This window comes from Mesorhizobium sp. M1217 (genome assembly GCF_040318275.1).
Classification (GTDB): domain Bacteria; phylum Pseudomonadota; class Alphaproteobacteria; order Rhizobiales; family Rhizobiaceae; genus Mesorhizobium.
In genome coordinates this window covers 74,750-94,455 of sequence record NZ_JAMYMA010000019.1, presented here as the reverse complement: position 1 = coordinate 94,455, position 19,706 = coordinate 74,750, and the positions used below count along the sequence as shown (strand labels likewise).

25 protein-coding genes and 1 riboswitch are annotated in these 19,706 nt (G+C 62.5%); of the genes, 8 read left to right on the top strand and 17 right to left on the bottom strand.

Features of this window, described 5'->3' with window-relative positions; genetic code table 11:
* Positions 1-151: 151 nt before the first annotated feature.
* From NKH37_RS27000 to NKH37_RS26980, 5 genes are all read right to left on the bottom strand, one after another.
* Positions 152-1,327, bottom strand: coding sequence for an HlyD family secretion protein (locus NKH37_RS27000; protein WP_353006977.1), 1,176 nt, complete (start codon positions 1,325-1,327; stop codon positions 152-154).
* A complete protein-coding gene (locus tag NKH37_RS26995) occupies positions 1,324-1,803 on the bottom strand; it encodes a MarR family winged helix-turn-helix transcriptional regulator (RefSeq protein WP_023717107.1) in 480 nt (159 codons plus the stop codon). Before NKH37_RS26995 ends, NKH37_RS27000 begins: the two co-directional genes overlap by 4 nt.
* 82 nt (positions 1,804-1,885) lie before the next feature.
* Positions 1,886-2,887, bottom strand: coding sequence for a FecCD family ABC transporter permease (locus tag NKH37_RS26990; RefSeq protein ID WP_353006974.1), 1,002 nt, complete (start codon positions 2,885-2,887; stop codon positions 1,886-1,888).
* A 29-nt stretch (positions 2,888-2,916) separates the two neighbouring features.
* Positions 2,917-3,861 (bottom strand): ABC transporter substrate-binding protein, encoded by a 945-nt coding sequence (locus NKH37_RS26985; RefSeq protein ID WP_353006971.1) that lies wholly within the window; start codon positions 3,859-3,861, stop codon positions 2,917-2,919.
* Positions 3,858-4,676 (bottom strand): ABC transporter ATP-binding protein, encoded by an 819-nt coding sequence (locus NKH37_RS26980; protein ID WP_036244226.1) that lies wholly within the window; start codon positions 4,674-4,676, stop codon positions 3,858-3,860. Before NKH37_RS26980 ends, NKH37_RS26985 begins: the two co-directional genes overlap by 4 nt.
* A 92-nt stretch (positions 4,677-4,768) precedes the next feature.
* A riboswitch (cobalamin riboswitch) is annotated at positions 4,769-4,972 on the bottom strand.
* Between the two features lie 294 nt (positions 4,973-5,266).
* Between NKH37_RS26980 and NKH37_RS26975 the strand changes: the two genes are divergently transcribed.
* Positions 5,267-6,100 carry a GyrI-like domain-containing protein gene (locus NKH37_RS26975; RefSeq protein WP_353006968.1) on the top strand — a complete coding sequence of 278 codons (834 nt, stop codon included), beginning with the start codon at positions 5,267-5,269 and terminating at the stop codon, positions 6,098-6,100.
* A 37-nt stretch (positions 6,101-6,137) separates the two neighbouring features.
* On the opposite strand, the gene NKH37_RS26970 is transcribed toward NKH37_RS26975, so the two are convergent.
* Positions 6,138-7,073 carry a bifunctional helix-turn-helix transcriptional regulator/GNAT family N-acetyltransferase gene (locus NKH37_RS26970; protein WP_353006965.1) on the bottom strand — a complete coding sequence of 312 codons (936 nt, stop codon included), beginning with the start codon at positions 7,071-7,073 and terminating at the stop codon, positions 6,138-6,140.
* A 228-nt stretch (positions 7,074-7,301) separates the two neighbouring features.
* Here NKH37_RS26970 and groES point away from each other — a divergent pair, with 228 nt between their 5' ends.
* Positions 7,302-7,598, top strand: a complete 297-nt coding sequence (gene groES / locus NKH37_RS26965; RefSeq protein ID WP_006333965.1) for a co-chaperone GroES — start codon at positions 7,302-7,304, stop codon at positions 7,596-7,598.
* Positions 7,599-7,660: 62 nt separating this feature from the next.
* Positions 7,661-9,316: a chaperonin GroEL gene (gene groL / locus NKH37_RS26960; RefSeq protein WP_352481739.1), complete on the top strand. Its 1,656-nt coding sequence runs from the start codon at positions 7,661-7,663 to the stop codon at positions 9,314-9,316.
* Between the two features lie 217 nt (positions 9,317-9,533).
* Here groL and NKH37_RS26955 read toward each other — a convergent pair whose 3' ends face one another.
* Complete coding sequence (locus tag NKH37_RS26955; RefSeq protein ID WP_353005259.1) at positions 9,534-10,133, bottom strand: TetR/AcrR family transcriptional regulator; 600 nt, start codon at positions 10,131-10,133, stop codon at positions 9,534-9,536.
* 128 nt (positions 10,134-10,261) lie between these two features.
* Here NKH37_RS26955 and NKH37_RS26950 point away from each other — a divergent pair, with 128 nt between their 5' ends.
* The 3 genes from NKH37_RS26950 to NKH37_RS26940 are packed head-to-tail and all read left to right on the top strand — an operon-like array spanning position 10,262 to position 12,144.
* A complete protein-coding gene (locus tag NKH37_RS26950) occupies positions 10,262-11,242 on the top strand; it encodes a zinc-dependent alcohol dehydrogenase family protein (RefSeq protein ID WP_353041825.1) in 981 nt (326 codons plus the stop codon).
* Between the two features lie 52 nt (positions 11,243-11,294).
* A complete protein-coding gene (locus tag NKH37_RS26945) occupies positions 11,295-11,741 on the top strand; it encodes an OsmC family protein (protein WP_023722760.1) in 447 nt (148 codons plus the stop codon).
* A gap of 16 nt (positions 11,742-11,757) precedes the next feature.
* Positions 11,758-12,144, top strand: coding sequence for a nuclear transport factor 2 family protein (locus NKH37_RS26940; protein ID WP_353005257.1), 387 nt, complete (start codon positions 11,758-11,760; stop codon positions 12,142-12,144).
* Between the two features lie 27 nt (positions 12,145-12,171).
* On the opposite strand, the gene NKH37_RS26935 is transcribed toward NKH37_RS26940, so the two are convergent.
* Positions 12,172-12,783, bottom strand: coding sequence for a LysE family translocator (locus NKH37_RS26935; RefSeq protein WP_352481743.1), 612 nt, complete (start codon positions 12,781-12,783; stop codon positions 12,172-12,174).
* Between the two features lie 86 nt (positions 12,784-12,869).
* The gene (locus NKH37_RS26930) at positions 12,870-13,289 is read right to left on the bottom strand and encodes a nuclear transport factor 2 family protein (protein WP_352859387.1); all 420 of its coding nucleotides are present in this window, start codon (positions 13,287-13,289) and stop codon (positions 12,870-12,872) included.
* Between the two features lie 161 nt (positions 13,290-13,450).
* On the opposite strand from NKH37_RS26930, the gene NKH37_RS26925 reads away from it, so the two are divergent.
* Positions 13,451-14,380, top strand: coding sequence for an AraC family transcriptional regulator (locus NKH37_RS26925; RefSeq protein ID WP_353005256.1), 930 nt, complete (start codon positions 13,451-13,453; stop codon positions 14,378-14,380).
* Positions 14,381-14,409: 29 nt separating this feature from the next.
* Here NKH37_RS26925 and NKH37_RS26920 read toward each other — a convergent pair whose 3' ends face one another.
* The 7 genes from NKH37_RS26920 to NKH37_RS26890 all read right to left on the bottom strand — a co-directional run bounded on the left by NKH37_RS26920 (position 14,410) and on the right by NKH37_RS26890 (position 17,952).
* Positions 14,410-14,727, bottom strand: a complete 318-nt coding sequence (locus NKH37_RS26920) for a YkgJ family cysteine cluster protein (RefSeq protein WP_502895891.1) — start codon at positions 14,725-14,727, stop codon at positions 14,410-14,412.
* Positions 14,728-14,798: 71 nt separating this feature from the next.
* Positions 14,799-14,963 (bottom strand): hypothetical protein, encoded by a 165-nt coding sequence (locus NKH37_RS26915; RefSeq protein ID WP_352481746.1) that lies wholly within the window; start codon positions 14,961-14,963, stop codon positions 14,799-14,801.
* A 1-nt stretch (position 14,964) separates the two neighbouring features.
* Positions 14,965-15,372, bottom strand: coding sequence for a hypothetical protein (locus NKH37_RS26910; RefSeq protein ID WP_023722751.1), 408 nt, complete (start codon positions 15,370-15,372; stop codon positions 14,965-14,967).
* Positions 15,372-15,599 carry a hypothetical protein gene (locus tag NKH37_RS26905; RefSeq protein WP_352481748.1) on the bottom strand — a complete coding sequence of 76 codons (228 nt, stop codon included), beginning with the start codon at positions 15,597-15,599 and terminating at the stop codon, positions 15,372-15,374. The genes NKH37_RS26910 and NKH37_RS26905 overlap by 1 nt, the downstream gene beginning before the upstream one ends.
* Before the next feature lie 415 nt (positions 15,600-16,014).
* Entirely contained in the window at positions 16,015-16,224 is a 210-nt protein-coding gene (locus NKH37_RS26900) for a cold-shock protein (RefSeq protein WP_010915421.1), read from the bottom strand.
* A 430-nt stretch (positions 16,225-16,654) separates the two neighbouring features.
* Positions 16,655-17,443 (bottom strand): SDR family oxidoreductase, encoded by a 789-nt coding sequence (locus NKH37_RS26895; RefSeq protein WP_353005255.1) that lies wholly within the window; start codon positions 17,441-17,443, stop codon positions 16,655-16,657.
* Between the two features lie 47 nt (positions 17,444-17,490).
* Complete coding sequence (locus NKH37_RS26890; protein ID WP_031195259.1) at positions 17,491-17,952, bottom strand: RidA family protein; 462 nt, start codon at positions 17,950-17,952, stop codon at positions 17,491-17,493.
* A gap of 97 nt (positions 17,953-18,049) precedes the next feature.
* On the opposite strand from NKH37_RS26890, the gene NKH37_RS26885 reads away from it, so the two are divergent.
* Positions 18,050-18,901, top strand: coding sequence for a LysR family transcriptional regulator (locus NKH37_RS26885; RefSeq protein ID WP_352481751.1), 852 nt, complete (start codon positions 18,050-18,052; stop codon positions 18,899-18,901).
* A 19-nt stretch (positions 18,902-18,920) separates the two neighbouring features.
* Here the strand turns inward: NKH37_RS26885 and NKH37_RS26880 are convergent, their stop codons facing one another.
* The gene (locus tag NKH37_RS26880; RefSeq protein WP_353005254.1) at positions 18,921-19,676 is read right to left on the bottom strand and encodes an SDR family NAD(P)-dependent oxidoreductase; all 756 of its coding nucleotides are present in this window, start codon (positions 19,674-19,676) and stop codon (positions 18,921-18,923) included.
* Positions 19,677-19,706 lie beyond the last annotated feature (30 nt).

The following is a 19,706-nucleotide window of genomic DNA, read 5'->3' as shown; positions in this document are numbered from 1 at the left end:
TGAGGACCGAAGATCCTGCGCAACGTTGTCTGGTTTAGCCAGGCCGCAGCGCAGCCCGTCTACGCATTCAACTCTTCCTGCGCCTCCCTCGGACCAATCCTGTCACCTGCATCCATCTCGCTGTTTGCCATGCGGCCGCCGTCAGGCCTCTTTACTTGGCCTCGCCTGCCGTGGCGCGGCGGAAAATGCCCGGCAGCCCGCGGGAAACGCCGGTGTCCACCGTGACGGTCGCGCTCATGCCGGTGCGCAGCGCCATCTTGGCGTCGGCGTCGGTCAACTCCAGGCGGACCGGAATGCGCTGCGTGACCTTGACCCAGTTGCCGGTGGCGTTCTGCGCGGGCAGCAGCGAGAACTCGGCCCCGGTGCCGGCGCCAATCGCCTTGACGGTGGCTTCGAACGTCTTGCCCGGATAGGTGTCGACCACGATTTCGGCCTTTTGGCCCGGATTCATGTTGGTGAGCTGCGTTTCCTTGAAATTGGCGTCGACCCAGGTATCGCCGGTCTCGACCAGCGAAAACAGCGGCGTGCCCGAGCCGACATACTGGCCGACCTTGAACGAAGCGGCCTGGCTGATGATGCCGTCGGCAGGCGCTTTGACTGTTGTCTGGACCAGATCGTAGGCCGCCTTGTTGCGTGCAGCGAGCGCCGCCATCACTGTCGGATGCTTGTCGGTCTCGATGTCGGGATTGCCGCCAAGTGCCGCCTTGGCGCTGACGATCCCTTGCTGGGCCACGGCCAGCTGCTGCTTGGCCTTGTCGAGGTCGTTCTTGGCCTCGTCCAGCGACGACTTGGCGTTGATGCCCTTGCGGGCAAGGTCGGCGGCGCGGTCATACTGCGACTGCGCGTACTGGACCTGGCTTTCGTCGGACTTCTCTTGCGCCAGCGCCTGGCTGTAGGCCGCACGCAACTGCTCGACATTGAGCCGCGCGCCGGCCACCGCCGCATCGGCCTGGGCCAATGCGATCCGGTAGGGCTCGGGATCGATGGCGAACAACACGTCGCCCTGCTTGACAGACTGGTTGTCGAAAATATCGACCTGAACGATGCGGCCCGCCGTATCGGCGGCTATCGACACCTTGGCCTGCTGCAGATTGGCGTTCTCGGTCTCCTGATAGCGGCCGCCGGTCACCCAGACATAGCTGCCGCCGGCGATCAACGCAGCGGGCAGCACAAACATCAAAAGGAAGCGGCCGGCACGACGCTTCTTCTTCGGCGCCACTGGCGCCGGAGCTACCTGCGGAGCGACCGTTACCGGAGCTGCCGGCTTCGCGGGAGCTTCCATCTCCAGCTTGGCCGCATTCTTATCTACTTTGGCTACCGCGTTCATGCTGCTGCGCCTTCCGTATTCTTCACTTTTTCCGAGGGCGGCGTCTCACCATCCGCAAGATTCTGCACCATTGTCTCCAGCGCCTTGACCAGGACGCGGCGATCTTCCGGCGAAACGCCAACGAGCGATTCCTCATACACCTCGCCGGCAAGGCTCTTGACGTGGGCGTAGGCTGCGTTCGCCTTGGCGGTCGGGAAAATCATGCGCACTCGTCTGTCGGTTGCGTCGGGACGGCGCTCGATCCAGCCGCCCTCCTCCATGCGATCGACAAGGCGCGAGACGCTGATCGGCTCGATTTCGAGAAGCTCGGCAAGCCGCGCCTGCGCGACACCCGCCTCCTTGGCGACACGGACCAGAAGCCGCCATTGCGCCGAAGAAAGGCCGAAACCACTGGCGCGCGCCTCGAAGCGCTTGCGCATCAGGCGCTGCACGTCGTGGATCAAAAAGCCCAATCTGTCGATGCCGTCGGAAACCATGAGCGACATATATAATAAGCGTGCTTATAATTCAAGGAACCCGGATTGTGCCAGAAGGCGGCAAATGTACATGGCAGTCACATCATGAGCGATTGCGAATGAGCATCGTGACCACGAAGAAAGCGCCGACCGAACTGGTGATGATGCCGATCGGCAGTTCCTGCGGCGGCAGCAGCGTGCGCGCGAGAAGGTCGCTTGCCAGCAACAGCACCGCTCCGAAGAGGGCGCAGCTTGCAATCAGGCGCAGATGAAGCGGGCCGGCCAGGGTCCTGGACAGATGTGGGATCATCAAGCCAACGAAACCTATGACGCCTGCGACCGAGACAAGGATCGCCGTCGAGAAAGCGGCGACGAGAAATGTCATCCTGCGCATCCGCGCAACCGGGACGCCGAGGCTTTCAGCGGCATTCTCGCCGGCCAGGAAAGCGTCGAGCCGGCGGTGGTTCCAAAGTCCATAAACAAGGATGGTGCCTGCGCCCAGAGCAGCCAGCTCGATATTGTCCCAACGGGCCAGCCCGAGCCCGCCCATCGTCCAGAACAACACCGAGTGAGCGGCGCGCTGGTCTCCGGCAAAGACGAGATAGTTAGTCAAGGCGGTGAACATGAACGAGACGGCAAGCCCGGCGAGGATCAGCCGTTCGGGGCCTTGCCCCCTCACCCGCGAAACCAGCAAAAGCACGATGCCGGCGGCCAATACGCCGCCCGTGAAGGCCGCGACCGGCAACGTCCAGATACCGAAATGGTCGCCAAAAATGGTGATGACGGAAACCGCGCCGGCCGCGGCTCCGGACGACAGGCCGAGCAAGAACGGATCTGCGAGGTCGTTGCGCGTTACCGTCTGCAGCAGCGCGCCGATGACGCCCAGCCCGGCGCCGACACAGATGGCCATAATCGTGCGCGGTAGCCTAAGATCGAGGACGATCTTGGCAATCGGGATCTTGCCGGCCGGACCGGACACGATGTCTCCGTCCAGCCCGGCGGCATGTCCGAGCGCAGCAATCACGTCGCTCAACGCGATGACCGTCGATCCATAGGCAATCGACAGCAGAGCAAGAGCGGCAATCGCTGCTGCTCCTGCTGTCATCGCCAATTCGAACGCTCTCTGGCGCAAGCTCAGAAAGCTTCCGGGTGCATCGCCCTGGCGATCTTGCCGATCGCCTCGATGTTGGCAGGCCCAGGCGTCAGTTCGGCATAGCGCAGCGCAATGAAGTGCTCATTTTTGACCGCCGCAGTCTCCTTCATCGCCGGATGAGCTTTCAGGAAATCGAGCAGTTTTCTGTAGCCGCCGTCCTGGTAGTCGAGCAGGATAAGAAATTGCGGATTGCGGGCCGCCACCGTCTCCCAATCCGTATTGCCCCAGCTCGTCGGCATGTCGGCCATGATGTTGTCGCCGCCGGCTGCGGCGATCATGGCGCTGGGGATCGCGAACTTGCCTGATGTGAAGGGTTTGTCTTCGCCGGAGTCGTAAAGAAACACACGCGTTCCCGTGCGGTCGCCGATCTTTGCCGTGATATCGGCGAGCTGCGCCTTCCAGTTCGAAACAAGCTTTCCCGCCTCCGCCTCCTTGCCAAAAATCTTGCCCAGCTTTTCGACATCACCATAGAGCAGGTCCATCGAGGCTGCGGGGCGGTTCTGGTCGAGATGGACGCAACTTTCCGTCAGCACCAGCGTCTTGATACCGTGCGGGGCCAGCGTATCGGGCGTCACCTCGCCGCCAGGCTTCATGCCGTAATACCAGCCGGCGAAGAAGAAATCGGGCTCGACGGCGACGAGGTTTTCGAGGGTCGGGTATTTCGGCGCGAGTTCCGGGATCGCGCCCTGCTCGGCCTTGAATTCCGGACCGACCTTATACCATCCGGTGATGCCGGTCAGGCCGACGATCGATGGTTGCAGCCCCAGCGCGAAGGCCATCTCCGCCATGTTCAAATCTTGGATGACGGCGCGCTTCGGCGCGGCGTCGAACGTCAGCGGCGTGCCGCAGCTATCAACGGTTACCGGGAAAGCGAAGGCGGTCTGGGCAAGTAGGAGGGAGGCAAAAGACAGTACGAGGCGTTTCACGGATGTTGCTCCTTGGTCAAATCGGGATGTGAAGAGGCGCGGTTCGGAACGTCGAAGACCGTGAGTTCGCGGTCTTCGGTGGGATGGCGCAGCCAAAGCACGTCAACGCCGAAAATCTCGCGGATCAACTTCTTGGTCAGCGCCTCGCGCGGACTGGCAAGTGCCTGCAGGCGGGCCTCGTTCATCACCGCGACCCTGGTGGCAAATGGCGTGACAAGCGACAGATCATGAAGCACCGCCACGACGGTCATGCCAAACTGCGATACGAGTTCGAGAAGGTCGCTGCGGGCGCGCGGATCGAGATGATTGGTCGGTTCATCGAGGAACAGGATTTTGGGCTCCTGGGCGATGGCGCGCGCCAACTGGGCGCGTTGCCGCTCGCCACCGGATAGCGAGCCGATCGTGCGGCCGAGCAGCGGCAGCAGGCCGGTTCTGCGAAGTGCTTCAATGACGATGTCGCGTTGCTCGCTCCTCCGTCGCAAGCCGGCATGCGGGACGCGCCCAAGCTCGACGTAGTCGATCACGGCAAGCCGCGGATCAGGCTGGTCGGTCTGGCCAACGACCGCCATGTGCAGTGCCCGCTCGGCGGCCGAAAACCTCTCCAGCCGGCGTCCGGAAAATCTCACATCTCCCGCGCTTGGCCGCAGCGTACCGCATAGCATGCGCAGCAGCGTCGTCTTGCCGGCGCCGTTGGGGCCGATGATGGCGAGGCGGTCGCCCGGCGCTATCGAAAGGCTCACCGCGCTGACCAGGCACCGGCCATTCGTCGTCGCGCTCAGTTCACACGCTTCAAGAAGAGGCTGGGAGGCGTCCAACTTGCCGTCACTTTCTCAATGGCGACGGAAGGAAGCTGGACGGACCGGCCGACAAGACCGATGTCCACGTCTCCTCCCGGCACACCCCGTCCGGTCAACTCATGCTGATGGCAGGTCTCCTGGCTCGCGGGTCTTTGCGCCATCCTGCCTTCCCAGCCTTGCCGGCCAGTGGCACTTCGGATTTTGCTAACCGCTTACAGTTGCGGGGGCAGCCACGGCCTCGATCCGAAGATCTCACCGTGTTCCCTTTTCACCCCTTGCCTTTCGACTCGGGGACCATCAGTCAGCCACCCTAGTTTTCCGCCAATCACAGCGCAATAAGTCTTGTCAGAAGGAGCCATATAGACCTCGTGATGTAATAACGTTACATTTAAAAGGACGTTTGCCCGCTTCCTGTCAAGCCTTTTCGCGCGACGCCTGCGACTTGCCGACGACCGTCGCTCTCGATTTGCGCAGTGCGCAATTTCGATCAAACTGCCTCCGCCAGGAAGCGGCACCATAATCTTGCCAATATAAGACATGGCCAATGTAAAGACTGGGCCATGTAAAGACTGGGCCAATGCGGAGACTGGGCCAATGCGAGGTGCCAAATGAATCCGATCGAGAAAGCCTTGTGGTTCGTCGAAAGCCATCTGCCCGAAGCAGTCTCGCTGGACGATGTCGCCAAGATCAGCGGGGTGTCGCGCTTTCATGTGACGCGGGCTTTCGGCGCGGCTACCGGCCGTTCGGTGATGAGCTACGTCCGTTCTCGCCGACTGACCGAAGCGGCGCGCAAGCTTGGCGCCGGCGCACCCGACATCCTCTCGGTCGCGCTCGACGCCGGCTATGCCTCGCATGAGGCCTTCACCCGCGCCTTCCGCGACCAGTTCGGCACCACGCCGGAACTGGTGCGCGCACAAGGCTCGCTCGACAACCTCGATCTTGTGGAGCCGATCCTGATGGACCAGTCCTTTCTCGCCACTCTCGAACCGCCGCGTTTTGAGACCAGCCGGCCGTTTCTCATCGCCGGTCTCGGCGAGCGCTACAGCTGCGAAACCAGCGCCGGCACCCCGATGCAGTGGCAGCGGTTCGGCCCCTATATTGGCAACATTCCTGGCGAGATCGGCGACGTCGCCTATGGCGTCTGCGTCAACGGCGACGACGCCGGCAATTTCGACTACATCGCTGGCGTCGAAGTGTCCGATTTTTCGGACCTGCCGAGGGAGTTTTGGCGTGTGCGCGTGCCGGCGCAGAAATACGCCGTGTTCGCCCATCGTGACCATATCTCGACCATCCGCCGCACGGTCAACACGATCTGGAACAAATGGCTGCCAGCCTCTGGGCACGAGATCGCCGATGCGCCGGAATTCGAGCGCTACGGCCCCGAATTTGATCCGCGCAGCGGCAATGGCGGGCTGGAAATCTGGATACCGGTCAAAGGGTGAGGCACGGCAGGCCGGCGCCGAAGCGCCGGAAGCGCTGCTACAACTCCAAATTCCAGTTCTGGCCGACCAGATCCTTGCCGAAGGAATGGTGGCGCTCCTCGTCGGTCAATTTAAAGCCCGCAGCCTCATAGATGTGGCGGGCGGCGGCGAGCACGTCGTTGGTCCACAGCGTCAGTGTCCTGTAACCCGTGGCGCGGCAAAAGCCGATACATTCCTCGACCAGCCGCTTGCCGATGCCGAGACCTCGCGCCGAGGGCTCGACGTAGAGCAGGCGCAATTTCGCCACCGCGTCCGACTGGCGCACGACGAAGACGGAGCCGACGACCTCGCCTTCCCGCTCGGCGATCCAGCTGCGTTCCCATTTCGGATCGAAGGATTTGACGAAGGCACCGAGGATTTCGGCGACCAGCGCTTCATAGGTTTCGTCCCAGCCATATTCCTGCGCGTAGAGCAGGCCCTGGCGATGAATAATCCAGCCGATGTCGCCGACTTGCAGAGGCCGCAGCATATAGGGAATTTTGGGCTCGGCGCTTCCGCCCAGCAAACGCTGCACCGTCTGCATGGCTTTGACCAGCCTGTCCTGTTCGGCATCCGAAAGCCGGTCGAGCAAAGCCGCGACCTGGTCGTGCGAGCCCTGGTTCAGCGGTGCGAAGGCCTGCCGCCCGGCCTTGGTCAGCGCGATCGACGAGCGCCGCGCATCCGCCTCGATCGTGGCACGCTCGACCAGATCACGCTCCTCGAACTTCTTCAGCAGCCGGCTGAGATAACCGGCATCGAGGCCGAGATCGCGCCCAAGATCGGTGGCGGTCAGGCCATCGCGATGCGCCAGCTCATAGAGCACCCGCGCCTCGGTCAGCGAGAAGGTGCTTTTCAGCAGCCCTTCGTCGAGCAGCCCGATCTGGCGGGTATAAAAGCGGTTGAAGGCCCGCACCGCGTCGATCCGCTCCTTGCCTGGGTGATGATGAATGGTCATGGCATCCTCCTCCGGGCAAGATCAGCGATTTAGTTGACTTGGTCAAGTATCTGTTTGAAGCATCCGTTTGAAGCAATTGTCCTGATGATGCTCACCGGGCGCCTTGACTCGCGCGAGTTGCCAGACTATTTCAGCGCCACGTTAGCACTCCCCCAAGATGAGTGCTAACCATGTCCGGCGCCGCCGGACGGAGGAACTGTTCTCACCATTCTCATCGAGGAATAAAAAATGGCAAAGTCGAAGTTCCGCCCGCTTCATGACCGCGTGGTCGTTCGTCGGGTCGAATCCGAATCCAAGACCGCGGGCGGGATCATCATTCCCGACACGGCGAAGGAAAAGCCGCAGGAAGGCGAGATCATCGCCGTCGGTTCCGGCGCCCGTGACGAAGCCGGCAAGCTCGTCCCGCTGGACGTCAAGGCCGGCGACCGTATCCTGTTCGGCAAGTGGTCGGGCACCGAAGTCAAGCTCAATGGCGAAGACCTTCTGATCATGAAGGAAGCCGACATTATGGGCATCATCGGCTGAATATCGGCCTCACCCTCATTTAAATCTTCGGGCTCAATCCAAGCCCCTGCCAGGAGCTAAAAATGGCTGCCAAAGACGTAAAATTCTCCCGCGACGCTCGTGAGCGCATGCTGCGCGGCGTCAACATCCTCGCCGACGCGGTGAAGGTCACGCTCGGCCCCAAGGGCCGCAACGTCGTCATCGACAAGTCGTTCGGCGCACCGCGCATTACCAAGGACGGCGTCACCGTCGCCAAGGAAATCGAGCTTGAAGACAAGTTCGAGAACATGGGCGCGCAGATGGTCCGCGAAGTTGCTTCGAAGACCAACGACATCGCCGGCGACGGCACCACGACCGCGACCGTTCTGGCACAGTCGATCGTCCAGGAAGGCCACAAGGCGGTTGCCGCCGGCATGAACCCGATGGACCTCAAGCGCGGCATCGACCTCGCCGTCGCCGACGTCGTCGCGACGCTGATCAAGAACGCCAAGAAGATCAAGACCTCGGAAGAGGTTGCCCAGGTCGGCACCATCGCCGGCAATGGCGACGTTTCGGTCGGCTCGATGATCGCGGAAGCGATGCAGAAGGTCGGCAATGAGGGCGTCATCACCGTCGAGGAAGCCAAGACCGCCGAGACCGAGCTCGAAGTCGTCGAAGGCATGCAGTTCGACCGCGGTTATCTCTCGCCCTACTTCGTCACCAACGCCGAGAAGATGGTTGCGGATCTGGAAGACGCCTACATTCTTCTCCACGAGAAGAAGCTCTCCAATCTGCAGGCCATGCTGCCGATCCTCGAGGCTGTCGTGCAGACCTCGAAGCCGCTGGTCATCATTTCGGAAGACGTCGAGGGCGAGGCCCTGGCCACGCTCGTCGTCAACAAGCTGCGTGGCGGCCTGAAGATCGCCGCCGTCAAGGCGCCTGGCTTCGGTGATCGCCGCAAGGCCATGCTGGAAGACATCGCTATCCTCACCGGTGGCCAGGTCATCTCCGAAGACCTCGGCATCAAGCTCGAGAATGTCGGCCTGAACATGCTCGGCCGCGCCAAGAAGGTGTCGATCTCCAAGGAGAACACCACCATCGTCGACGGCGCCGGCAAGAAGGCCGAGATCCAGGGCCGCGTCGCCCAGATCAAGCAGCAGATCGAGGAGACCACCTCGGACTACGACAAGGAGAAGCTGCAGGAACGTCTCGCCAAGCTGGCGGGCGGCGTTGCCGTCATCCGCGTCGGCGGTGCGACCGAAGTGGAAGTCAAGGAAAAGAAGGACCGCGTCGATGACGCCCTCAACGCGACCCGTGCGGCCGTCGAAGAAGGCATCGTTCCCGGCGGCGGCGTCGCACTGCTGCGCGCTTCGCTGAGCATCAAGGCAACCGGCGCCAACTCCGACCAGACCGCCGGCATCAGCATCGTGCGTCGCGCGCTGCAGGCTCCGGCCCGTCAGATCGCGGCCAACGCCGGTGCGGAAGCATCGATCGTTGCCGGCAAGATCCTTGAGAACAAGGGCGCGACCTTCGGCTACAACGCCCAGACCGGCGAATATGGCGACATGATTGCCATGGGTATCGTCGATCCGGTCAAGGTTGTGCGCACGGCTCTGCAGGACGCGGCCTCGGTCGCCGGCCTGCTGGTCACCACCGAAGCCATGATTGCGGAGGCTCCGAAGAAGGAGTCGGCTGGCGGCGGCATGCCTGGCGGCATGGGCGGCGGCGGCATGGGCGGCATGGGCGGTATGGATTTCTAATCCAACCCATCAGCCTTCATGTACGGAAAGGGCGGCCGAGAGGTCGCCCTTTTTCGTTAATGGGACGGAGGATGAGAGGCGGTCCGATTCCAAAGCAAGCGGAAGCATACCCCTGACCGTTTCTACGGCGTCGGCGCAGAACGTGAATTGCAGAGCTGGAGCGTTGGCCCTTCGGCAGGGCTCCGCGCTGGCCTCGATGCCGTGGAAGCGCGAAACGTCAATGCGCCGTGACTGCGATCTCTTTCGCCGGCAATGCCCCCTCAATCAGCGCCGCGACCTCATCGGCTACCGCCAGCACCGGGGCGCGGTCGCGGGTGGCGCGTGCGATCACCATCAGCCCTTCCAGCGATGATTCGACCAGCAGCGCCAGCGCGTGCGCGCGGCGCTCGGGCACCCCTGCCCTGACGAAGGCCGCCCTGAGCAGGCCTATCCATTGCTCGAAGGCCGACCGGCACAACTCAGCCAACTCCGGCATGTCGGTCGGCGAATCCAACACCACGGGCGCGATCGGGCAACCGAGCGTGAACTGGTTGTCTTCCAGCATGCGCGCGACCGATTGGTAGATGTGGTGGACCGCCACCGCCGGATCTTTTTCGGCAGCGAGCGCGGCGTCCAGCCTCTGCGTCACATCGGAGACGCTATCGCGCGTAACCTCGACGACCAGCTGATCCTTGCCGCCCGGAAAGTGGAAGTAGAGCGAGCCTCTCGGTGCGCCTGAGGCGCTCAATATGTCGTTGAGCGACGTGCCGTGGTAGCCGCGCTGCCTCAGCAGCAGCGCCGTTGTCTCGAGTATGCGGATGCGGGTGTCGTTCGCCATGTCAACCTCTGTCAGGAATGAGCATTATAGGCCTTGCCTCGAATATGACAACCGGTCTATATAATATGTAGATCAGTCTATATATCAGCGAGGGGCGAATGCGTAGTTATCGTCTTGAAGGAACCGGCGTGACCAAGTGCCTGGTGATGCGCGACGGGACGCAGCCGACGCCGAAGCCGCACGAGATCGTCGTGCGTGTCCGCGCCACATCGCTCAACCGCCGCGATACGATGATCCTCAACGGCACCTATCCGCTGACGCCGCGCCAAGACGTCGTCCCGCTGAGCGACGGTGCCGGGGAAGTCGTTGCCGTCGGAGATGCCGTCACCCGCTTTGCCGCCGGCGACCGCATCACCGGCAGCTATTTTGCACGCTGGATTGATGGCCGCATCAATGCCGGGCTGATCGACCAGCTTGGCTGCACGCTGGACGGGATGCTGACTGAATACGCGATGCTCGACGAGCAATGGGCGGTGTGGCTTCCCGATCATCTCGACTGGCATCAAGCGGCGACACTGACCTGTGCCGGCCTGACCGCTTGGAATGCCGTGACGGCGGCCGAGATGCCGAAGCCCGGGCAGTGGGTTCTGGTCATCGGTTCAGGTGGCGTCGCGCTGTTTGCGCTGCAATTCGCCAAGCTGCTCGGCTGCCGGGTCGTGGCCGTCAGCTCGCGCGGCGAGAAGCTGGACCGGCCGCGGGCGCTGGGCGCCGACCTCGTCGTCTCGACGGCCGACACGCCGGAATGGGGTGCAGCTGTGCGCGAGCAAACCGGTGGCATCGACCTCGTCGTCGAGACCGGCGGCCCGCCGACCTTCGCGCAATCGATGATCGCCTGCGCGCTTTACGGGCGCATCGTGCTTCTCACCATACAGGATGCGAAAGGCGGGACGGTGCAGATCCCCGGCCTGGTCTACCAGCGCAGCCTCGCCACCATCAGCCGCCTCTTCGTCGGCAATCGCACCAACCTCGAAGCCATGCTGCGCGCCATCTCGGTGCATCGGCTTAAGCCTGTCATCGACAAGGTGTTCGCCTTCGACGAGGCCCAAGACGCCTACCGTTATTTCCAGCAAGGCGACGTCTTCGGGAAAGTGGTCGTCGACGGCGCCTGACTGGTTCGCCCCCAAAATCTGATCGACCCCCTCAAATCAAAGGAGAGACACAATGACCATTCGTGAAGCAGAGGCCCAATGGCAGGGATCGTTGAAAGAAGGTTCGGGCCGGCTGAGGCTAGGCAGCGGCGTATTCGAAGGCGCCTACTCCTTCCCGTCGCGTTTCGAGAACGGTCCCGGCACCAACCCGGAGGAATTGATCGCGGCGGCGCATGCCGGCTGCTTCTCGATGGCGCTGAGCGCCATCCTGGGCCGCGAAGGTTATACTCCCGCACGCATTCACACGATCGCGAAAGCGCATCTCGGCGCCACCGCGGCCGGACCGACGATCACCCGTATCGAGTTGGAGACGGAGGCAAGCGTGGCCGGGCTGGCGGCGGGGGATTTCGAGCGGCTGGCGCAGACGGCCAAGGAGAGCTGCCTCGTGTCGCGGGCGCTGGCCGGCGTCGCGGCGATCACGCTCAAGGCCCGCCTCGTCGAAACCGTTGCTGATCACTGAAGGGAAGGAATATCCAATGACACAGGAACTCATCATCGACATCGCCGCGGCAAAACGCTCCGCCGAAACGGCCGAGATCATGCGGCGCTACAACGACGTCTTCCAGCGCCACGACGCGTCGGCGCTCGACGATCTGGTGGCGGAAGATTGCGTGATCGAGAACACCACGCCGGCCCCGGACGGCGCCCGCCGCATCGGCAAGGGCGCCTGCGTCGAACTGTGGTCGGCGATCGCGACCGGACCCGGCACGCGCTTCGACATCGAAGAAACCTTCGTCGCCGGCGACCGGGCGACGATCCGCTGGCGCTACTGGATGGCCGACGGCAATTCGCTGCGCGGCGTCAACCTGATGCGCGTCGAGGGCGGTCGGATCGTCGAGGCCATGGGCTACGTGAAGGGTTAGGTTTGCGCTGCCCGCGATCTTTCCTGTCTACCGGTCCGCCAGCGCCAGTTTGGCGCCGAGCATGACAAAGGCTCCGGCGAAGGTGCGGCGCATCCAGGTCAGCACCTTCGGCCGCGACACGACATGGCTGCGGACCGACGCCGCGAAGATGCCGTAACCGACAAAGACCACGAAGGTGAGCAGCATGAAGACGCTGCTGAGCTCCAGCATCTTCGACAGCGCACGCGGTTCGGTGGTGGTGACGAATTGCGGCAGGAAGGCAAAGAAGAAGATCGACAGCTTCGGATTGAGGATGTTGATGAGGATGCCCGAAGTGATCACTTTGCCGGCCGAGCGCGGCGCGACATTTTCGTCGACGCTCAGGCCGCCCTTCTCCTTCAGCGTGTTCCAGGCCATGTAGAGCAGGTAGGCGACGCCGAGATATTTCAGCGTCTCGAAGGCGACGGCGCTGGTGTGCAGCAGAGCCGCGAGGCCGGTGATGGCGGCCGCCATATGCGGAATGATGCCGAGCGTGCAGCCGAAAGCGGCAATGATGCTGGCACGCGCACCACGCGAAAGCCCGGCGCTCAGCGTATAGAGAACGCCAGTGCCGGGCGAAGCCACGACAATCAGCGACGTCAACAGGAATTCGATGCTCACAGATGGTCTCCCGGTGCTGGCCCTGCCGCCGGCAGCGTAATCAGCGAAACGTGCGGGCACAAGCCAGCCTGAGAGCCTATCCGCATTCAGATCATGCTATTGGCGTGCAGCTTGCTATCCGCGATGGGCTGCCGAACTTCCCAGTGTTCGACTAGCTTACTCTCGTTCAGCCTGAAAATGTCGACGATGGCCAAGCCCTCCTCTTCGGGTTCGCGTTTTGCGTGCATGTGCACGATGACGAAATCCCCTTCGGCAAAAATCCGCTTCACCTCTCCCCTCACGAGGGGAAATGACTGTTTGAGCTGCTGCAGATAGGCTTTGAAGCCGTCCGCACCATCCGCAATGTTCGGATTATGTTGGATGTAGCGTTCGCCAAAATGCATCGAAGCAGCTTCGATGTTGCCCTGGTTTACTGCTTTGTCGATGAAGTCCAGGACGATCGTCTTGTTGGTCTCGAGCGAATTATAACTCTTGGCTGTAACTGGATTTGATGGTTCGTCACGCATGTTTTGCTCCGTGAGGTGCCTGCTTCTGCCTGGTGTGAACAGGAGCGTCCGCACGCCGACATTGCCAACATAATCAGCCACGCTTGTGAGATGGTCGATATGCCAATCCGCTAGATTCTTATCCAATCGTCTAATATCGTTGTCCGATTCATCATCGGAGGATGGTTCTCATGGATGCCTTGTCCGAAGTTCTTGCTTCGCTGAGATTTGGCAGCGCCATGATCGGCAGCGCGACCCTGCATCGGCCATGGGGTATTTCGGTCGATCCGATAAGGAATGCCGCCATCCACGTCATACAGAACGGCGAATGCTGGCTGCGGCTAGCCGGTGAAAAGGAGCCGATCCGCTTAGGCGAGGGAGACGTCATCCTTGTCGCGAGCGGTATCGGGCATGCCCTTTGCAATCCGGCGGATGCACCGACGGCATCGATATCCGCCGTCCTTTCCGCAAATCGGAGCGGACTGGAACCGAAAAGCGAGAGCGGCGCGACAACTCTTCTTTGTGCGAGATATTCACTCGACGGCGTCGGACCATATCCGATGGTTTCGCTGCTTCCACCGCTGATCCATTTGACCCGAAATCAGATCGACACCAGCGAGCCGCTGCGGCTTGCCCTGGAACTTCTGCAGGTCGAAGCAAAAAGCAATCTCGGCGGTCACGAGATTGTCGCCCCACGTCTTCTCGACAGCACGTTGATCTTCTTATTGCGTGCCTGGATAGAACATCAGCCTCTCGGAACAGGCGGATGGTTTGGCGCCTTACGCGATAAAGGCATTGCGCAGGCTTTGCGCCTGATCCACGAGCGGCCGGATGGTCCCTGGACTATCGCTTCCCTTGCCAGCGGCGCGGCACAGTCCCGGGCCACCTTCGCGCGTCGCTTCGCTCAACTCGTGGGACAGCCGCCGCTGTCCTATGTGACTCGATGGCGGATGAACCTTGCCGCCAAGGCTCTGCGAGAAACGAACCAGAACATTGGCGAGATCGGGCGCGCCGTCGGATATGAATCGGTGCCGTCGTTCTCGCAGGCATTCAAACGGTTGACCGGACGATCGCCCGGCCTCTACCGCAGCGACTTTCGATCATCTGACTGACGAATTTCAAAACTGCCCGAGGGCCGTCACTACACCACCGGCAGTCCGTGAGCCAGGCGCGCCATCAGGCAGTCGTCATCGCCCGGCATGCAGGCGCGGCAGACGTCGGGACGGATCTCGTAGATGCCGCAGGCGGTCGACTTGCCGACCTCGCCGCACAGTGCCGAACAGCGCGCGCCGTCGCAGCGCATGCCGGCTTCATCGGCAGCCACGTATTTTTGCGGGATAAGGTCGAGCTGCGCGTCATCCTCGGTTGAAAAGCGCGGCCATCTTGACGAGTAGGCGCAGCAGGCGCCACAGGTCTGGCAATCGAAGGCAACCGGATCGGCGCCCTCTTGTGGCGACAAAAAATCCTCTGCGACCGCCAGGGCAAGCAGCCTTGGCGCAGATTTCCGGCCGGCATTTTGCTGCAAGGGTGCTATTTCTTCTTCGGCTTGCGCGGCGGTGCTTCGGCCGGCGACCTGAACAGATCGGTACCCGCTTCGGCGGCTTCACCGGTTTTTGGTGCGGCGGCCGGCTTGGCCGGCTTCACGGCGGCAGTAGGCGCGGCCGGCTGGCCCTTGGCGGAAAACTTGATTGCCATATCAATCCTCGTCAGAGAAACGCGATGATGGCGCATTCGGATTGCGAAGGCGGCCGATGAGCGCCGAAACGGCCGTGATGTTCATTTCTTCGGGCGACCAGTTCCTGGCCTCCTCGATGTGCCGGGGCGCCAGCTCGCGATGCGTGCTGCCGCTGTAGGCGGCGTCCTGATAGGTCACGCGCTCGTGCGTCTTGGCGTTTTCCCGGACGTATTCGATCAGATAATTGGGGCATTCGGCACGGCCGCGCACGCCGAGCCGCACCTGGGCATCGCCGTGGACACGCCGGCAGCGCTCGAGCTTTTCGAGCACGCGCCGGACATATTCGACCGGCTTGTCGAGCTCACCCACGACATCGGCGATGGTCGAATCGGCGGCGATCGCCTTTTGAGGCACGCGTTTGGTGGCCATCAGCGTTTGCCCGCGCGTTTCGGCGAGGCCGCGAGCGCAACCGCTGCCGCCATGTCATCGGCTTCCTTTTCCAGGCGCAGTTCGCGCAGCCGCGCGGTCTTGGCTTCGCGCGCCTGGCTGACGGCATCCCGTTCGGAATTGATGCGGTCGAGCGACATCGACTGGGTCCGCGTCTTGCTAAAAATGGATTCGGCCTGGTCGCGGGGTCTTTTTGAAGTTGCGGTCAAGGTCTTTCTCCCGGTTCGGAGCGCGCCGCCGAAAAGTGGCGAGATTGGTCTTTCGGCCAGGATCCCGCACAAAGCAATACGGCAGCCGGTTTCAAATTGCTGGAACGTCCTCAGAGACCGTTTGGAAATTCTACTCTGACGGCCGTCTGATGGCCGTCAGAGCGAATTTCGAAACAGCCTCTTAGCACGTCCGGGCCGTCGAGCAGCGCTCTTTCGGCGGTCGAAGCGCAAAAATGAAAAAGGCCAGGCACCGCCTGACCTTCCATGAGAGCGCCCGCGCATCCCGAGAGACGCGCAAAGAAACGTTCTTCTCATGCGCATGAGCGGGGGGCTTAACCTCCCCGCGACCATGCGCTGGAATTGCCATTCACCGGTGCCAGTACATCCGTGGTCACCGGTGAGGCTGAATTCCGTTTTAGGCCGCCTTCAACTGGTCGGCGGACATCTTGCCCGACTTGTTGTCGCGGACCATCTCGTAGCCAAGCTTCTGGCCCTCGACGATGTCGCGCATTCCGGCGCGCTCGACGGCTGAGATGTGGACAAAAACGTCGGCAGAACCGTCGTCAGGCTGAATAAAACCAAAACCCTTGGTGGCGTTGAACCATTTAACTGTGCCTGTGCTCATAACGAACCCTTTCCATGGCAAATATTCGTTCGCCGTCATGCGGATGCACAACAACGTTTGTCTCGATTTTGATGGGGAAGTTCGTCAAAGGCGCGCCTCGGCACGCGGATAACAAAAGTCGGTCAAACAAACATCGACAAAATTCTTGTAGACTTCTTTGCGCGCTGTGTCAATTTTTTTGATTTGCAACACTCGTGGAGATGCGCGGCGGCGGCAAATACGACAGCGAAAACCGGGCTATTGCCCGCCGAAAAAACCACTTAGCCGGGAACCATTTTGGCGCCGGAGCATTTTTTCGGTGTCGAACGCCGTTCTCGAAAGAGCGATCTTGAGAAAAGGCGGACGACCACCAGGACGCCCCCCGCGCAGATAAAAGGCACGAGGGGCGTTCCTGTGTGATGCGACCATTCGCGCCGCCGCCCCCTGCTCCTCACACCATGCCGCGACTGAGCCCGCCATCCACCGGCAAAGCCACGCCGGTAATATAGGCGGCGGCGTCGCTGGCCAGGAATGCTGCAACCGCACCGAATTCGGCGGGAGTGCCGTAGCGCTTTGCCGGGATATCGGCCTGACTCTCGGCGGCGATCACGGCAGCGTCGACACCCCTGTCGGCGGCGTCCATGGCGTCGAACTGTTTGGTCCGGTCCGTCGCAAAACGGCCAGGCAGCAACAGGTTGACGGTAACGCCGTCCGCCGCCACTTCGCCGGCCAGGGTCTTGGCCCAGCCAGCGAGCGACGCACGCAGCGCATTCGAGGCGGTAAGGCCGGGGATCGGCTCGCGGACGGAAGTCGAGGAAACGGCGATGATGCGTCCCCAGCGCCGCGCCCGCATGCCTGGCAGGAAAGAAATGGCAACGCGCATCTGGCTCAGCACCATGCTGGTGAACTGCTTCTCCCAGACGCTCGCATCGAAGACGCTGGCCGCGAAGGGCGGCGGGCCGCCGCCATTGAGCAGGATGATGTCGATCCGCTGATGCTCGTCCTCGACGGCATGGATCAGCCGGGAGACGCTGTCGTGGTCGGAGAGGTCGGCGCTGAAGGTCGAGCAGATGTGGCCGGCGGCCTCGATCGCGCGCCGCGCCACATCCAGGGTCGCCTCCCCTCGTCCGACCAGGATGATCTCGGCGCCTTTCGCCGCGAGCGCTTCGGCAACGCCGAAACCGAGGCCCTTGCCTCCGCCGAGAACAAGCGCCCTCCGCCCCTCAAGATTTGCATCCATCAAGCCAAGCCTCCTGCTGGTTTCACTGGCTATTTCGAGCGACTTCCCTAGCGGACATGCACGATAGCGTCGGCTTCGACCGGAACATTGGCCGGCAAGCCGGCCATGCCGAGCGAGCAGCGGGCGTGCTCGCCACGCTCGCCGAAAACATGGAGCAGAAATTCGGATGCTCCGTTGCCGACCTCCGAATAGGCCGAAAAGCCGGCCGTCGCATTCACATAGACGGTCAGCTTGGCGAATTTCACGACACGGTCAAGATTGCCGTCCAGTTCCTTGTCCAGCCAATAGACGATGTTGGCCGCGCAGAGCCGGGCGGCGTTCTGCGCAGCAGCCAGATCGATCTCTCTGCCGACCTGGCCGATCGCGGCGATCTCCTGCGCGATCTCGGGAATCTGACCGGAGACATAGACGATGTCGGCGACCCGAACCGTCGGCGAGAACGGCAAAGCAGGCCGCTCGAGCGACGGCCAGGCGACACCGAACTCCTCAAATCTTCTTCTGTAGGACAAGGTGGCTGCTCCTGTTTTCGTTCGTGCAAGCGGACCTTGAATTCAGATCGGGCTTTCGGATAGCCTGATAGTGCTGACACAGCTATCAGGAATTCTTATGACTGGAGATATCGACGTCAGGCTGCTGCGCGCCTTCGTCACCGTGGCCGATACGGGAACGGTGAGCCGGGCGGCCGATCGACTTGCCCGCACCCAGGCGGCGGTGAGCATGCAGCTTCAGCGCCTCGAGGGTGAAGTCGGCGCCGAGCTGCTGCGCCGTTCGCCGCGCGGCGTGACGCTGACCGAGGCCGGCGAGATCCTGCTCGCCTTCGCCCGCAAGGCCATCGCGATCGGCGACGATGCCAGGCGCGAGATAGAAGGCCGCAGGCTGGTCGGCCGTGTCCGGCTGGGCATCATCGAGGATTTGGCGGTGACACGGCTGCCGCTGATCATTGCCGACTTCCGCCGCCGGCATCCTTCCGTGGAGATCGAGCTGACATCGGCCAGCAGCGCCGATCTCAGCAAGTCGCTGGGCGAAGGAAAATGCGACATCGTCATGGCCGATCCGGCGCGCTTCACAAAGGCGCCGCGAGGTCATCTGTCACGACAGCTGGTCTGGGCGGCAAGCCGCATGATCGAGATCGATGACGAGGTCGAGCTTCCGCTGGTCATCTTCGAAGGCGCCTGCTCCTGGCAGGACAGAATGCTGGCCTCGCTCGCCGAGGCCGGGCTCGGCTGGAAGATCGGCTGCCGCGTGTCGACTTTCGCGACGCTGATCTCGGCGCTGAGGGCCGGGCTTGGCATCGGCCTTCTGCTGCAGGAAGGACTGCCGCCCGACTGCCAAAGCCTCAACGGACGCTTCAACCTGCCGCCGGCGCCGATGGCGGATTTCGGCGTCTACCTTGCGAGGGACCCGTCCCGGCTGGTCGAGGAGTGTGGCGATTTCCTGCGGGCGGGATTCGAAGTCTAACGAAACGATCCGACGTCATTCACCGTTCCTGGTCGGTCGGGCGGATGACGATCTCGTTGACGTTGACGTGCGCCGGCTGGCTCACGGCGTAGAGAATGGCCGCGGCGATGTCCTCGGCGGCCAGCGCCTCCATGGCGGCGAGCCGCTGGTCGAGCCCAGTCTTCGCCGTCGGATTGGTGATATGGTCGCCGAGCTCGGTGCGCACCAGGCCGGGTTCGATGACGGTGACGCGAACCTTGTCGGAGTAGACTTCGCGGCGCAGCGATTCGGAAAAGCCGACGACGCCGAACTTGGTTGCGGCATAGCCGCTGGCGCCGGGATTGGCGACGCGGCCGGCGACCGACGAGACATTGACGATGTGACCCTTGGCGGCCCTGAGATGCGGCAGCGCCGCTTTGGTGACACCCATCAGCGCCAGCAGGTTGAGCTCGACCATGCGGCGCCAGTCATCGAGCACCGCCTCGGCGGCCGGCGACAGAAGCATCACCCCGGCATTGTTGACGAGGATGTCGAGGCGGCCCCATTCGGCGACAACCTTGTCGACCATGGCGGTGACATCGTCGTTGCTGGTGACGTCGGCCGCGATACGGAGTGCCGTGCCGCCGGCCTTTTCGATACGCGCGGCCAGCGCTTCGAGGCGATCGGCGCGGCGGGCGGCAATCGCCACCTTTGCCCCGGCGGCCGCCAGCGCCACAGCGGTTGCCTCGCCGATGCCCGACGAGGCGCCGGTGACAAGCGCGACCTTGCCGGCCAGTGCGGAAGAAACAGCTGTCATTGTGAAGTCTCCAAAGCCCCTGCCCGATCT